The organism is Alteromonas australica (assembly GCF_000730385.1).
Classification (GTDB): domain Bacteria; phylum Pseudomonadota; class Gammaproteobacteria; order Enterobacterales; family Alteromonadaceae; genus Alteromonas; species Alteromonas australica.
The window spans coordinates 2,782,457-2,797,678 of record NZ_CP008849.1 but is presented as its reverse complement, the minus strand read 5'-3'; the positions used below and the strand labels follow the sequence as shown (position 1 = coordinate 2,797,678).

14 protein-coding genes are annotated in these 15,222 nt (G+C 46.3%); 11 read left to right on the top strand and 3 right to left on the bottom strand.

Going from position 1 to position 15,222, the window contains the following annotated elements; genetic code table 11:
- Positions 1-10: 10 nt before the first annotated feature.
- Positions 11-1,696 carry an L-aspartate oxidase gene (gene nadB, locus EP13_RS12365; protein ID WP_052364541.1) on the bottom strand — a complete coding sequence of 562 codons (1,686 nt, stop codon included), beginning with the start codon at positions 1,694-1,696 and terminating at the stop codon, positions 11-13.
- A gap of 197 nt (positions 1,697-1,893) precedes the next feature.
- On the opposite strand from nadB, the gene rpoE reads away from it, so the two are divergent.
- From rpoE to EP13_RS12315, 10 genes are all read left to right on the top strand, one after another.
- Complete coding sequence (rpoE, locus tag EP13_RS12360; RefSeq protein ID WP_044057559.1) at positions 1,894-2,472, top strand: RNA polymerase sigma factor RpoE; 579 nt, start codon at positions 1,894-1,896, stop codon at positions 2,470-2,472.
- An 89-nt stretch (positions 2,473-2,561) separates the two neighbouring features.
- Positions 2,562-3,146 carry a sigma-E factor negative regulatory protein gene (locus EP13_RS12355; protein ID WP_044057558.1) on the top strand — a complete coding sequence of 195 codons (585 nt, stop codon included), beginning with the start codon at positions 2,562-2,564 and terminating at the stop codon, positions 3,144-3,146.
- Positions 3,147-3,158: 12 nt separating this feature from the next.
- The gene (locus EP13_RS12350) at positions 3,159-4,355 is read left to right on the top strand and encodes a MucB/RseB C-terminal domain-containing protein (protein ID WP_044057557.1); all 1,197 of its coding nucleotides are present in this window, start codon (positions 3,159-3,161) and stop codon (positions 4,353-4,355) included.
- Positions 4,352-4,795 carry a SoxR reducing system RseC family protein gene (locus EP13_RS12345; protein ID WP_044057556.1) on the top strand — a complete coding sequence of 148 codons (444 nt, stop codon included), beginning with the start codon at positions 4,352-4,354 and terminating at the stop codon, positions 4,793-4,795. The genes EP13_RS12350 and EP13_RS12345 overlap by 4 nt, the downstream gene beginning before the upstream one ends.
- 191 nt (positions 4,796-4,986) lie before the next feature.
- Positions 4,987-6,783 carry a translation elongation factor 4 gene (lepA, locus tag EP13_RS12340; RefSeq protein WP_044057555.1) on the top strand — a complete coding sequence of 599 codons (1,797 nt, stop codon included), beginning with the start codon at positions 4,987-4,989 and terminating at the stop codon, positions 6,781-6,783.
- Positions 6,783-7,688: a signal peptidase I gene (gene lepB / locus EP13_RS12335; protein ID WP_044057554.1), complete on the top strand. Its 906-nt coding sequence runs from the start codon at positions 6,783-6,785 to the stop codon at positions 7,686-7,688. Before lepA ends, lepB begins: the two co-directional genes overlap by 1 nt.
- On the top strand, positions 7,688-8,368 hold the full coding sequence (rnc, locus tag EP13_RS12330; protein ID WP_044057553.1) for a ribonuclease III: 681 nt from the start codon (positions 7,688-7,690) through the stop codon (positions 8,366-8,368). The genes lepB and rnc overlap by 1 nt, the downstream gene beginning before the upstream one ends.
- Positions 8,361-9,272 carry a GTPase Era gene (gene era, locus EP13_RS12325; protein ID WP_044057552.1) on the top strand — a complete coding sequence of 304 codons (912 nt, stop codon included), beginning with the start codon at positions 8,361-8,363 and terminating at the stop codon, positions 9,270-9,272. The genes rnc and era overlap by 8 nt, the downstream gene beginning before the upstream one ends.
- A gap of 58 nt (positions 9,273-9,330) precedes the next feature.
- Positions 9,331-9,969: a pyridoxamine 5'-phosphate oxidase gene (pdxH, locus tag EP13_RS12320; protein ID WP_044057551.1), complete on the top strand. Its 639-nt coding sequence runs from the start codon at positions 9,331-9,333 to the stop codon at positions 9,967-9,969.
- A 36-nt stretch (positions 9,970-10,005) separates the two neighbouring features.
- Positions 10,006-10,797 (top strand): TatD family hydrolase, encoded by a 792-nt coding sequence (locus EP13_RS12315; protein WP_044057550.1) that lies wholly within the window; start codon positions 10,006-10,008, stop codon positions 10,795-10,797.
- Here the strand turns inward: EP13_RS12315 and EP13_RS12310 are convergent.
- Positions 10,781-11,422, bottom strand: coding sequence for a hypothetical protein (locus EP13_RS12310; protein ID WP_044057549.1), 642 nt, complete (start codon positions 11,420-11,422; stop codon positions 10,781-10,783). The genes EP13_RS12315 and EP13_RS12310 overlap by 17 nt on opposite strands.
- Positions 11,423-11,546: 124 nt before the next feature.
- Between EP13_RS12310 and serB the strand changes: the two genes are divergently transcribed.
- The gene (gene serB / locus EP13_RS12305; protein WP_044057548.1) at positions 11,547-12,548 is read left to right on the top strand and encodes a phosphoserine phosphatase SerB; all 1,002 of its coding nucleotides are present in this window, start codon (positions 11,547-11,549) and stop codon (positions 12,546-12,548) included.
- A 32-nt stretch (positions 12,549-12,580) separates the two neighbouring features.
- Here serB and EP13_RS12300 read toward each other — a convergent pair whose 3' ends face one another.
- A complete protein-coding gene (locus EP13_RS12300) occupies positions 12,581-15,115 on the bottom strand; it encodes a PilZ domain-containing protein (RefSeq protein WP_044057547.1) in 2,535 nt (844 codons plus the stop codon).
- Positions 15,116-15,222 lie beyond the last annotated feature (107 nt).

Genomic DNA, 15,222 nt, shown 5'->3' with positions numbered 1-15,222 from the left:
GGCTCCTTTTTCAATTTTCGGTGACAGGCACAGACGTGGCTGTTAACGAGCCGGGCACGGGCCGCGCATTGCTCTTCTCTGGCACCAAAATGGTGGGTAGAGGTTCGTCTAATTGGTTTGGATGATCCAAGTTAAAATGTAACCCTCGGCTTTCTTTACGCGCCATAGCACAGCGTACAATCAATTCTGCCACTGTGACGAGATTTCTAAGTTCTAATAAATTGTTACTGACGCGAAAATGCGAGTAGTACTCATTAATTTCCTGTTCAAGCAGCTGAATTCGTCGCATTGCACGTTCTAGCCGTTTGTCCGTTCTCACTATGCCAACATAATCCCACATAAACAGTCTGAGTTCGTGCCAATTATGTTGGATGATAACTTCTTCGTCTGAGTCAGATACTTGGCTTTCATCCCACGGCGAAATTGCTTCTTCACAAGACGCGAAGGGCAATTGTGCGAGAATGTGCTCAGCTGCAGAAGACGCAAAGACGACGCATTCTAGTAATGAGTTGGATGCCATACGGTTTGCACCGTGAAGCCCGGTATACGCCACTTCACCAATGGCGTAAACATTGTCTAAATCTGTTTTTGCATTGAAGTCTGTCATGACGCCGCCGCAACTGTAATGGGCAGCAGGCACCACAGGGATGGGTTCTCGGGTGATGTCTATGCCCAATGAGCGGCATTTGCGGTAGATATTAGGAAAATGCTTAACAATGAAATCCGCTGGTTTATGACTGATATCTAAATACATGCAGTCAGCTCCGAGGCGTTTCATTTCATAGTCGATTGCTCGGGCTACCACGTCACGAGGGGCTAAGTCGGCCCGTTCATCAAACTTGTGCATAAACCGAGTGCCATCAGCATGACAAAGGTTCGCCCCTTCGCCGCGAAGGGCTTCGGTAATCAAGAAGTTTCTGGCTTGCGGATGGAACAAACAGGTGGGATGAAACTGGTTAAATTCCATGTTTGCTACCCGGCAGCCCGCGCGCCATGCCATGGCAATACCATCACCACTTGATACGTCTGGGTTTGAGGTGTATTGATACACTTTACTGCCGCCACCTGTGGCAAGGGCAATAAATGGTGCGCGAATAACTTCGACATGCTCTTGCTGTCTATTCCATACATATGCTCCCACGCACCGACCTTTATCCTGTTTTGAGGGGATTAAATCTATCGCGTTATAGCGCTCGAAAACATGAATGTTGGGGTGGGTAGACACAGCGTCATTCAAGGTGATTTGAAGCGCCTCTCCCGTGGCGTCAGCGGCATGTAATATTCGACGGTGGCTATGACCGCCCTCACGGGTTAAGTGGAAACGCTCTTCGCCAGATTCTGTTTTTTCGGTGTCAAAGGGCACGCCATAGCCTATCAGCCAACTCAACGCCGCTTTGGCGCGCTCTGTAGTGAAACGTACCGCAGGCTCTTCACACAACCCGCCACCAGCATTAAGCGTATCTTTAACGTGAGCGTCAATCGAATCTTGCTCATCGAAAACCGCGGCAATACCGCCCTGGGCATACCGCGTAGACCCTTCGTTTCTATCACTTTTACTGAGCACGATAACCTGACAATGGTCAGCAAGCTTTAAAGCAAGGCTTAACCCTGCGGCTCCGCTACCAATAATCAGTACATCACATCGGTGTTCAATAGCATTTGATGTGGAAGTTAGTGAAGACGACACTGATTTCATGTATTTTTGTATATATTCAAATGAACAAAGGTTCGGCAAGTCTAATGGATGAGGGGCAAAACACAATGCTCCCTTTCACTTTACACTCGCATTTTTTAGTATTTTTAATATAAATTGAGAACTTTTTTCAAAAGCTAGCGTCTACAACAATGCTTGCGAGAGCTATTGGGTAGTTGAAGTAAGGAGTAATGGCTCGAATGAGCGAGCAGATAACCGATCAACAATTGGTTGAGAAAGTACAACGTGGCGATAAGAATGCATTTAACTTACTGGTGACAAGATACCAGCACAAAGTGATGCACCTCGTTTCACGGTACGTAAAAAACACAGGCGATGTTGCAGATGTAACGCAAGATGCTTTTATTAAGGCATATCGTGCGCTTCCTAATTTTAGAGGCGACAGTGCGTTTTACACCTGGCTATATCGTATTGCGGTTAACAGTGCTAAAAATTATTTAGTTGCACAAGGTCGTAAGCCGCCGGCGAGTGATGTGGATGCTGATGAAGCTGACTTTTATGAAGGCAGTGACGCTTTAAAAGAGCAGTCCACACCCGAGCGAAGCTTACTGTCAGACGAAATAGAAGAAACCCTATTTCGCGTGGTGGAGAAACTTCCCGATGATTTGCGTATGGCAATTACTTTACGTGAAATCGAAGGGTTAAGTTACGAAGAAATCGCGAACGTTATGGCCTGTCCTGTAGGTACAGTAAGATCACGTATTTTCAGGGCGAGAGAGGCAATTGATAAAGTTATTCAACCGCTATTAGAAAATTAAATTTGAGGAAAGTGAACTTTCCCAAGATGAAGCTGACTAATAGCTGTGTTAGGGTAGAAAATGATCGCAAATGGTCAGGAAATGAATATATGACGCAACAGCAAGAAAAAATGTCCGCATTCATGGATGGTGAACTCGATGATAGTTCAATTATCGACACCATTAAGCAGGACGCAGAACTACAAGCTAAGTGGCAGCGCTATCATGTAATGAGAGGCGTTATGCGCAAAGAGATGCATGTTGCGCCAAACTTAGATATTGCTTCTTCTGTGGCTGCTGCGCTAGATGCTGAGCCCGCTATTGTCGCACCTAAGACGTCCCGTTGGCGCTCAATGCCGGTGCTTGGTAACGTGGTGCCTTTTGCTAAACAGTCTGGGCAGTTCGCAATGGCAGCTTCTGTTGCTGTCGCGGTTATTCTCGGTGTTCAGAACTTTAATCAACCTGCGCCTACAGAACCATTTATGACGGCACCGACAGCCGGGCCGCAAGGTGGCTTATCGCCAGTTAGCTTAGAGCAAACGCGTGCGCTTCCTCGTAATGACATGAACGAAATGTTAGAGAAGAAGAGAAAGATTAACGCACTTATCGCTGACCATGAGCAACAGCTGTTATTAAAGCAGGCGCAAGAGTCAGAAGAAAATGAAAATGAGGTTAGCCCTAACGAGCGCCCATAACGACGTAGTTTCATGAAAATTAAATGTATTAATAACGTACCAGCGCCTCGTTCGCTGGTACGCGTGTTTTCGGACACAGTAAAACGCAGTGCACACAAGCTCGTGGCCTTATTGTCAGTGGCAGGTATGCTGACGGCACCTATTGCCCTCGGGCAAGAAACTCAAATAAACTCTGCTGACGACGAGAAACCAAAAGAAGTGGTTACCCATTCGCCCACGCAAGATTCAGAGGCCGAATTCAAGCAACCAAGCGTAGATCGGATTCAAAATCAACCTGCTGTGTTGGCTGATACTCAGCGTTTAGCATCCCCCAAAAGCACCGCTGATTGGCTAGCCCGTTTAAGTGAGGTCATTGAAACCCGTAATTTTCAGGTTTCTTTTGTGCAAAGTCGCGCTGATGGCGACACTATGCCTTACCTTTGGCGTCATGCTGTTATGCCCAATGGCATTAAAATGGAACAGTTAAACCTGCAAAACGGGCCTGGGCGGGAACTTATTCGCGTGGGTGACGTGGTAAGTGTATTCGAGCCAGATGTTTCGCCCTACAGCTTGAAGTCTGAACATATCAATGGCCCAATTCCAAGCACGCTATTACATCATCCCGAGCGTTTAAAGCAGGGGTATGAGTTTGTTTCCGTGGGAAGAGCTAGAGTGGCGGGCAGACCTGCTCAGCAAATACGTATTGTTAGCCGCGACAACAACCGGTTTAGTTATCAGCTATGGTTAGATGAAGACACTGGCATGTTGTTAAAGCTGAATATGCTTGATTTACAAGGTGGCTTGTTAGAACAGATTCAGGTGACGTCATTACAAATGACAGAACAACCTAACCCTTATTTTGAACGAATTAATCAGGCCAGCCTGCCCAAGCCGTTGGTACTCTCCAAGCGCCATCGCCGTGAGCATAATTGGGATGTTACCTTTCTTCCCACGGGAATGAAGGAAGTTAAGCAGGAAACTCGCCGGTTAGCGCAAACCGGTCAAATTGTTGAATATAAAATGTTCAGTGATGGTCTAGTGGATGTTTCTGTTTATGTGCAGCCAGCCGCAGATGCACTGGGCAGTGACTTAGTACTGCGTAATGACTTAAGTACATTTCTCACATTGACAGACGGCAAAGCACAAGTCACCGTAGTGGGAGAAATTCCCCTTCAAACCGCTAACGCTATTGCAACGTCTCTGACATCGAAAACGACGGAAACCCCATGATCAAAGAAACTGCCACTGTGGTTGCAGTGGAGGGAGATAAAATAACGGTAGAGGCCGCTATCAAGTCAACATGTAGCAGTTGTCAGGTGCAGAGCGATTGTGGTACTGGCGTGGTCTCCCGAGCGCTAGCGCCGAAAACGCAACAGCTGGTGTTGCATTCTCCTATGCCTGTAAATGTCGGGCAACGGGTCACCGTAGGTGTGCCCGAAGCGGGCGTGCTAAGTGCATCGGCGTGGTTGTATATTCTGCCGTTGCTAACGTTTATCGGCACCACACTCTTTGCCAGCCTGTTATTTGAGTCATTTGGCCTGTTCCACGAGCTGTGGCCAATGGTTCCTGCGATTGCCACTACTTATTTTGCTTATCGTGGAATTGCTCGACATCTCAGCCGGCTTGATAACGGAAAGTACCAAGCTGTTTTACTGCAAACGCTCTCCTAACGACAAATACGACAAAAGCGAAAATTATTATCGCTTTGCGCTTCTTCCTCAATGGTTCCTGCAAATATGCACGGGAATTCGCTTTTCAGCCAAGAAATGGGTAAAATCCGCTCGCGCTAGATAGTATCTCTAGAAGGGAGCTACTGGCATTTTTGTTTAATGAATTTTTTCTGCAGGTAATTTCCAGCATTATGCAACAATCGCACATTCGTAACTTCAGTATTATTGCCCACATTGACCACGGTAAGTCTACCTTGTCAGACCGTTTAATTCAGCATTGTGGAGGGCTTTCCGATCGCGAAATGGCTGAGCAAGTGCTTGATTCAATGGACTTGGAAAAAGAGCGTGGAATTACCATCAAAGCACAAAGTGTAACACTAAATTACACTGCAAAAGATGGTGAAACCTATCAGTTGAACTTCATCGACACCCCAGGACACGTGGACTTTACTTATGAAGTATCCCGTTCTTTAGCGGCCTGTGAAGGGGCGCTTTTGGTGGTTGATGCAGGGCAGGGTGTTGAAGCGCAAACCCTAGCAAACTGTTATACCGCCATTGAAATGGATATGGAAGTGGTACCGGTACTCAACAAAATTGACTTGCCCCAAGCCGATCCAGACCGTGTGGCCGAAGAAATTGAAGACATTGTGGGTATTGATGCGTTAGATGCAGTGCGTTGCTCAGCGAAAACCGGTATCGGTATTGAAGACGTACTTGAAGTTATTGTGAATAAGATCCCGCCCCCTGAAGGTGAACGTGAAGCGCCGTTAAAAGCGCTAATTATTGATTCATGGTTCGATAATTACCAGGGCGTTGTATCTTTGGTGCGCATTGTTGAAGGGCAGTTGACCAAAAAAGACAAAATCCAAATTATGTCGAATGGGCAAGTGCACCAAGTGGACAAAATCGGCGTGTTTACGCCAAAGGCGCTGGATACTGGCGTGTTACGTGCTGGAGAAGTTGGCTTTATCATCGCAGGTATTAAAGACATTCAAGGTGCGCCAGTAGGCGATACCATTACCTTATCTCGCGACCCTGCTACAGATATGCTACCTGGGTTTAAGAAAGTGAAGCCACAGGTTTACGCAGGTATCTTCCCAATTAGCTCTGATGATTACGAAGATTTTCGAGACGCCCTAGCAAAATTAAGCCTTAACGACGCGTCTTTGTTTTATGAGCCAGAAAGTTCAGCCGCATTAGGCTTTGGTTTCCGCATTGGATTCCTTGGCATGCTTCACATGGAAATTATTCAAGAACGCTTAGAGCGTGAATACGACTTGGGCCTAATCACCACGGCACCCACGGTAATTTACGAAGTAGAAACCACAAAAGGTGAAGTGATGACGGTGGACAGCCCGGCTAAACTTCCCGCAGTGAACGACATTGCCGAAATTAGGGAGCCCTTGGTTGAAGCCAATATTCTGGTTCCACAGGAATATCTCGGTAATGTGATTACTCTGTGCGTTGAAAAGCGTGGTATGCAAACGAATATGACTTACCATGGTAAGCAAGTGGCAGTGACCTATGAACTGCCCATGGCAGAAGTTGTACTTGATTTCTTCGATAGATTGAAATCTACCAGCCGAGGGTTTGCATCACTGGATTACAACTTTAAACGTTTCCAGCCATCTGACATGGTGAGAGTAGATATTCTCATTAATGGTGAGCGTGTAGATGCACTTGCTGTTATTACTCACCGCGAAAACTCTCAGGGTAGAGGTCGTGAGTTGGTAGAGAAGCTACGTGAGCTTATTCCTCGTCAGATGTTCGATATTGCCATTCAGGCTGCTATTGGTAACCACGTAGTAGCAAGAAGTACAGTGAAGCAGTTGCGTAAGAACGTTATCGCGAAATGTTACGGCGGTGATGTAAGCCGTAAGAAAAAGCTGCTTCAAAAACAAAAAGAAGGGAAAAAGCGAATGAAGCAAGTAGGTAATGTTGAATTACCGCAGGATGCATTCCTTGCAGTATTGAAGGTAGGTAAATAATGGCGAATTATTTTTCTCACATTCTTGTGGGACTAACGCTAATTACTGGCCTTATTTGGTTAGTCGATAGCCTCGTTTTTGCGCCTAAACGCAAAGCTCGCTTGCAAGCCGCTGCGGATGCAGGCGGCGCGAGTTATGGCGAAGATCCGCAACTGCCATATTTGGTCGATACATCACAGCAAATTTTTCCAGTCATTGCGTTTGTCTTGGTGCTTCGCTCGTTCATTTATGAGCCTTTTCAAATACCGTCAGGTTCTATGATGCCAACACTTTTAGTGGGTGACTTCATTTTGGTTGAGAAGTTTTCCTACGGTATTAAAGACCCGGTGTTTAGAAGTAAATTGGTGGAGACGGGTGAACCAGAGCGCGGTGATGTCGCGGTATTTAAATACCCAGAAGACCCATCTGTTGACTACATCAAGCGTGTGGTTGGCTTGCCTGGTGACACTGTGGTTTATCAAAATAAGCAAGTGTATATCAAGTCAAAATGTGACGGTGCGCAGAGCCAATGTGGCAAGTTAACCCCAGTGCCACTCGACTTTGTTGAACGCGGTGAGTTTGTTCAAGACATGGCAAAGTTAATGCGCTACACGGAAACGCTTGGCGACGTGAAGCATGATATTTTGCGCCATCCAATAAGAGAAATTTCGCCGGTTAACTTCTATACTCAACCTGGTACCCGCAGTAACGAGTGGATTGTGCCAGAAGGGCATTACTTTGTATTAGGTGATAACCGAGACAATAGTCGAGATAGCCGTTTTTGGGGCTTTGTTCCTGACGCCAACCTAGTGGGTAAGGCGGTGGCTATTTGGATTTCATTTGAATTTGAGCGCAGACCCGAAGATTTGTTGCCAGGCTGGATCCCGTCAGGCGTGAGGTTTGAGCGTGTAGGTGGCATTGATTAATGCAAGGAATTGATAAATATCATCGCCTCAATAAGGCGATAGGTTACACCTTTAATGATGTAGCCTTATTACAACAAGCGCTCACACATAGAAGCGCGGCTAAAAAGCACAACGAACGACTAGAATTTCTTGGCGATGCTATCTTAGGCATGGTCATTGGTGAAACCCTTTATAAGCGCTTTACCGATGTACCAGAGGGTAAACTCACCCGTATGCGTTCAACCTTGGTGAAAGGCGATACTTTAGCTGAACTGGCTCGCGAAGCCTGTATGGGTGAATTATTGCTGTTAGGTCCAGGAGAATTAAAAAGTGGTGGGCATAGACGAAGCTCCATTCTGGCTGACGCCGTAGAGGCGTTGCTTGGTGCTATCTACCTTGATTCTGGTATGGAACAGGTGAGAGACGTTATAAGCCGCCTATGGGAGAGCCGAATTGAAAAGCTTGACCCCAACGCGCACCCGAAAGACAGCAAAACCCGTTTACAAGAATATCTGCAAGGTAGAAAGCTGCCTTTACCCACTTACGAAGTGATGTCCATATCGGGCAAAGACCACGCGCAAACATTTGAGGTGTGCTGCAAGGTTGAAAACTTAGACACCCCTGTGGTTGCGATGGGAAATAGCCGCCGTAAAGCCGAGCAAGAAGCCGCAAGAATGACGCTGGAGAAATTAGATGACTGAGCCAACACCCAATACCCGTTGTGGCTTAGTCGCTATCGTCGGGCGCCCCAATGTTGGTAAATCCACATTGCTTAATCGCTTGTTAGGACAGAAAGTCAGTATTACCTCGCGAAAGCCACAGACCACTCGCCATCGCATTTTAGGCATAGATTCTGAGGGAGATTATCAAGCCATTTACGTCGATACTCCGGGCTTACACCAAGAAGAAAAGCGTGCCATAAATCGCTACATGAACCGTGCAGCATCAAGTACATTGGCTGAAGTGGGCCTAGTACTCTTTGTTATTGAAGGCACACGCTGGACCACCGATGATGAAATGGTGCTATCCAAAGTGAAAGCCTCGGGATTGCCTTGCTATTTAGTGGTTAACAAAATGGACAAAGTTGAAGATAAAGAAGCCTTTATGGTTCATCTTCAGCAGTTAGCAGAGAAGCACCAGTTTGAGCACATCATTCCGGTGAGTGCTAAGCAAGGCAAAATGGTAGACGACATTCGCACTTTGGTGGCAGGAAGCTTACCGCAGAGTGAATTCTATTTTCCAGAAGATTATATTACCGACCGTTCAAGCCGCTTTATGGCCGCTGAAATTATCCGTGAAAAGCTCATGCGATTTACGGGCGATGAACTTCCTTACTCTACCACCGTAGAAATTGAGCAGTTTAAGTTAGCTGATAACGGTATTTATCGTATTAGCGGTTTAATCCTGGTTGAACGTGAAACGCAGAAACGTATGATCATTGGTAAAGGCGGAAAGCACCTTAAGACCATCGGTGAACATGCCCGCAAAGACATGGAAAACCTGTTTGATAATAAGGTGTTTTTAGAGCTTTGGGTAAAAGTTAAACAAGGCTGGGCTGACGACGAGCGCGCGTTACGTTCACTGGGATATGGCGACGAAAGTTAATTTTCTCGCCACTGGCTGTATAACCATTCGTTGTGGCTTCTAAGCGTTAGGGAATTTTATGTCTATTTCAGATTTACGCCGTCAATATTCGAAAGGCAAACTGTCTTCGTCAGACCTGACTGACAGCCCTTTTGCTTTGTTTGAGCAATGGCTAGCAGAGGCAATAAAGGCCGAGATTCCAGACCCTACAGCAATGACGGTGGCCACTGTAGATGCCGATGGGCAGCCTTCTCAGCGCATCGTCTTGTTAAAAGAAGTGAGTGAGTCTGGGTTTGTTTTTTTTACGAACTTGGGCAGCCGCAAAGCCAAAGAACTCGCTGATAATCCGAAAGTCTCTTGTCACTTCCCCTGGTTTTTTATGGAGCGACAAGTACGGGTTTGCGGTGTTGCAGAACGTTTAACACTTGCCGAAAATGCCCGGTATTTTTTCTCTCGCCCTAAAGAAAGTCAATTAGCGGCTTTCGCTTCTAAGCAAAGCCAGCCTATTAGCAGCCGAGAACTGCTCACGACCCAGTTTAGTCAGATGAAAGCCAAGTTTGCCAACAAGTCCTTGCCGACGCCTGATTTCTGGGGCGGGTTTCGAATTGTTCCGCATCAAGTTGAATTCTGGCAAGGGGGCGAAGACCGCCTTCATGACCGCTTTGAATACAATCGACAACAAGACGGCAGTTGGGCAACGCAACGTTTAATGCCGTAACGTTTTGTGAGTATCGCCGGTTAAGAGGCTTGAATTATGATTGATAGCCATTGCCATCTCGACTTAGCTGCATTTTCCAATGATTGGACTGACGAGTTACAGCGGGCCAAAAAAGCAGGGGTAACGCGGTTATTGGTGCCAGGTACCCAGGCCGGCCAATGGCAGCAACAGCAACAGTTGGCGAAAGACGCTTCATCCATCATACCTATTGATATTGCCCTTGGTGCTCACCCGTATTTTTTACACCACGATGAAGATGAGAAAGCCCTTGTCCGCCAGTTAGACGTGGCGTTCGAAGAAGCGGTAATTGCACCTGTTGCGGTGGGCGAAATAGGATTGGACAGTCACATTGATGTGCCCATCGAAACACAAAAACGGTGTTTACAGGTACAACTCAATTTTGCTCAGCAGCGCCAGTTGCCGGTAATACTACACCATCGTAAAAGTCATCACAGGTTGCTAGAGGCATTGACGAAAGTAAACCGCCATTGCGGCGGCGTGGTGCACGCCTTTTCCGGCAGTATTGAGGTGGCGAAGGCGTATATCCATAAGGGGTTATATTTAGGGATTGGGGGAACAGTAACCTACCCAAGAGCATCCAAAACTCGCGATACCTTAGCGTACTTACTTCATCATTTTCCAGGTCATCTTTTGTTGGAAACCGATGCGCCAGATATGCCTATGTTTGGTCGGCAAGGTAAACAAAATAGTCCCGCCTACCTTTTGGATGTTGTGCAAACGATGGCGGCGTTAAGTGAGCATAGTGAACAAGAGATTATAAGTTTTACAACCGCGAACTATAACCGCTGTTTTAAGGGTGTTGAGTAAGCTTGTCATTGGTGTGTAAAACTCGGGTCAGCCAGGGGCGAAACTTGTAAAAGCCGCGGGTTATATAAATGCCCACAATGAGCGCCAATGCGATAATTAATATGGCAATAAACACCTGTTGCTGACGTAGCGTTAAAGGGTTATCTAAGATGTAGCCTGTGTCGATATTCACACTCAAGTAGCCTAATGTTTGGCCTTCGTCGCCCTCTATCACTTCAAGGTAAGTTACCGGGGGGATTGGGTTTTTTCTTGTGAGCGTCACCACACTTTCCCCCCTAGGCAAGGGGGCGATATACTTACCTTTGCTATCAAAAATGCTCACCGACATTACGGCAGGATCTGACACCGCGATTGTTGCGAGGTTTTCTAATTCCGTTATGTCACTACTGGATAACGCCGGAGCAAGGATTTTCGCGTATTGCTGACTCACACTTCTACCGGGCTGCTCAGTTTGCACGCTTACCCATTGTGATTGATACTTTTCGTATACGACGAACAAACAAATGATAAGCGCGACAGCTGCACCCATGATGGCGGTATGAATGAGGCGCTTAAGCGCCGTATAGGCAGAATGCGATACTGATTGTTTTGACCCTGTTCTCTGTCGACTAGCCTGATTTTGCATACAGCAATAAATTCCCATTATATTTAGCGTAACATTAGGCGAATTTCAGCTAATTTGAAAGGGTGTATTTCCACAGCGGTCGAGTTTGGGTAGCATATAGCCAAGATTTCTAAGGTTTGTACAAATAGTGACTACGAATTTTCCTGACTTATTAAGAGATACACAAGCAAGTAATCAGTATAACCATGCCGCTGCGCTAGAGCGTTGTTTAGCCACAGTACCGTCCTCTAGGCTTAAAAGTAATGAAGCGAGGGTAACCTTGATTGGTCAGGCGTTAACGCCTTACCTCATCGATGAGGCGTTAACGGCGATGTCTTCTTGCTTTCGCCCTTCAGCGTTATTTTTACACCCTTTACACAATGGATTTGGCGACAGCGTAGTGGTGGCTTTTGGTGAAAAGCAGGCAGGGGAAGATGCCTCTATTGCCCAATGTATTGAACAGGTTTCAAACCAATATCACATAGATATCGGGCTGACCGAGGGCACACCGCACTTAAACCAACGCGGCCTGTTAGTGATGGATATGGACAGTACCGTCATCGCCATTGAATGCATTGATGAAATAGCTAAGCTTGCTGGCGTTGGTGAGCAGGTCTCTAAAGTGACTGAAATGGCCATGCGAGGCGAAATTGCATTTAATGAAAGCCTGCATCACCGCGTGGCTTGCCTAAAGGGCGTGCCACTCAATCAGCTTCAGCAAATTCGAGACAGCATTCCGCTAATGCCGGGCGTACAGAGGCTAATTAGCACCCTGAAAGAAAATGGCTGGAAAGTGGCGATTGCATCAGGCGGTTTTACTTACTTTGCAGACTATTTAAAGGAAAGACTAGGCTTAGATGCCGCAGTGTCTAATACCTTGGCGGTAGACGGTGAATTGCTGACTGGAGAGGTGGTAGGTGAAGTGGTAAATGCCGATGTAAAAGCGGCCACCGTAAAGGCGTTATCTCATCAGTGGGACATTTCGCCACACCAAACCGTCGCCATGGGCGACGGTGCAAACGACCTGGTTATGATGGCCACATCAGCACTAGGGGTGGCCTGCCATGGGAAGCCTGTGGTCAATCAGCAGGCCGATGTCGCACTAAGGTTTAGCGGCCTTCATGGGCTACTGTACTTTTTGAGCTAACCCGCCGCCAATTGAATGTTGTGCACAAGTGTTTAGGCGTTGAGTAGCGCCTGAATACTTGTTTTTACCACCGCTTTTTCTGTACTACTATCACGATTTCGTTTTATCGCTTCTTGGTCAAACCCATAACGAATAAGTACTTCATCGGTGACATCAATAAGGTGTGAACAGGCGGCTATACTCCACAGCTTTTGCTCTAACTCTTTCGCTCGGTGGATCGCGTACACACTCACATAGCTTATTTCAGTTTGAAGCATGGATAAGTCGGGTTTACCCGTGGTGGTTAGCATCACGTGAATGGCAATAAATTGGCCGCGTGCCATGGCATCGTCTATGAAAGCCTTGCGTTGACCGTTATTTTCGAAGCGGTGAGAGTAACGAGGGATTATCGCTAAACGCTGATCTTTTTGCGTAGGATCGAAAGAGACAAACAGCTCTTGCCTCAAAGGCATATTTTCTAGCTTAACCTGCTTAATCCCACTTTGCATAAAGGGGCTGTCTAGCTTACGGTCTCTAAACAAATATTCCAAATTGACCTGTCGGCTTTCTGCGTAATGAGTAGAAAGAAGCGATACTCGTTCATCTTGCCGGCCAATGATGCCAGCTTCAGGGGTATACCTAGGCCCTTCTTTGCTCATTAAGAAGGACAATGAGGTAGGGTTGCGAGCGTTGATAACGCGAAGCGCTTGCCCCATTCCTGGGATCTCCTCTTCGCCGTCATCCTCTTGCAGGCTGTGCTTGTTCTTCTTAATCAATTCTTCGAAAAAGGCGCGGGCACTTTTACCTTGTTCTCCGGGCATGGCTTTTAAGTGCAAGATGTTCTTTTCAACATTGTGGTAAACCACTAAATATCGAAGGTGCATCACATCAAACGATTTGGTGATTTCTTGCAATCGTGGGAAGGCCACTTCCACTTGCCCTTCTAGTTCACCTGAATAGCCCTTATTGAGCTCTATTCTTAGCCCCAAGCCGTGTACAGAAATATCTTCGCTGACACCCACATGCACACTGTTGTCCTCAGGTATCGTTAACTCAATTTGTGAGCGTAATCGATAACGTGATTCTAGCCGCTGTTCTTCATACTTGAATCTAGAGAGCGAAATGGGTGCAGGCGGTTTGTTTCTCGCGTGCCCAAACGTACGCAAATGTGACAAATTGTCTTTGTTAAAGGTAAAGCTGTTGTACGCCTGTTGGCCTATCACAGAGGTCACATCTGTGACATGAGCCAAGTACTTTAGGTGCTGTAGCTTCGCCATTAGTCGTGGCGCGGGTGGGGTGTTCTGCCGTTTAATCTTTGTGCCTACAGAATCGGGGATAGATGTGGGGACATGTGCTTGCTCTGGCGACATGTCGGTCAGCGTGACTTTAAATACACGCCAACTCGCTTTTTTCGATCCAAACCCTAAAAATACATCTTTAAGAACATCTTTTTTCTCGAGTTCTTCGTAGGCTGCAGAGTAGAAATAAACCTTTTCGTTTTGTAAGTGCGTAAAACTATATATAAAAATCTCGCGGGTAGCTTCAGGCTTTTTCAGTAATAACTGTAACCTGGGCTTACTGAGTAAAAAGCCAATACGGCATTCGTCTTCTTCGTCCTGCCAATAACTGACGGTTTCTCGGTTAACTTCGTTAACCATGGCAAAGCGCGGAATTAACTGACCTTTTATTTCGTCAATATACACCGGCAAGGTGGGGCTTCTCGGGGAGAAATACTGCTCACAGGTCTTGCTCGTGATGGCCTCAATGGTATTCGCCATATTCACTTTGTAGCGTCGCTTATTACCATGAATAAAGCTTTCTAGGAATTTATCGAAAGCGGTATTTGGATTTGCAGTATCACGCTGTAAGGCAAGATAGATGAGATCGTTTTTTCGGGTTATTTTTACAAGCTTGTAAGCAATGCCATTTTTCTTGTCCATGGCAAATTCTGTTTCTAAACCACGGAAGTAAACCGATACTCGTTCATTCTTTTTAAACAAACTTTCTTTATCTAGCTTTACCTGCAAACCTTCTAACGAAATATCGACACTCAGCCCGCGAATAGACTGGTTACTTTCGTTAAAAAGCTCAACTGCCACGGCAAAATTCATGCGCTCTGTATTACGCTGACGATAGTCGAGCAAGTTCACGATAGGCACTTTGAACTGCTCTAATATACTCGCTTTTTTCTTTTCGGCCGCGGAACCACCAGACAATTCCCGCTTTTCCGCTTTTTCGCGCAGCACACGGAAATTGTTTTCAGTATTTTGTACGGCTTCGTATACGCCAAAGGTATAGCTGCCGAATACGCGAATTTGTTCCTCAAATTTCTCAATGGCCACGTCGTCCATGTAATGCTTTCGACCATCATGCTCGTACAGTTTGCATTTGCCATCGACTAACCCGCGTAAGTCAATTGAGCGCATGCACGGCTTCGCCAAACGCTTAACTTCCATTTTAATTAAGAAGCGTTTTTCCTTTGGAATGTTCGCACCCACTTGCATGAGTACCCGATTAAATTCGGGTTCATTTACCATGGGTTTCAGCTGTTCAATAATGTCAGCGTACTGTTGTAAATCCTGATTCATGTATGCGCAACTTTTGTTATTCTTTTTTGACAAAGACGCCTTTTGTATCGGCAGCGTCTTGCAACACATTAACTTCTGCCAGTTTAAGCATGAAAGCGCGTTATAGA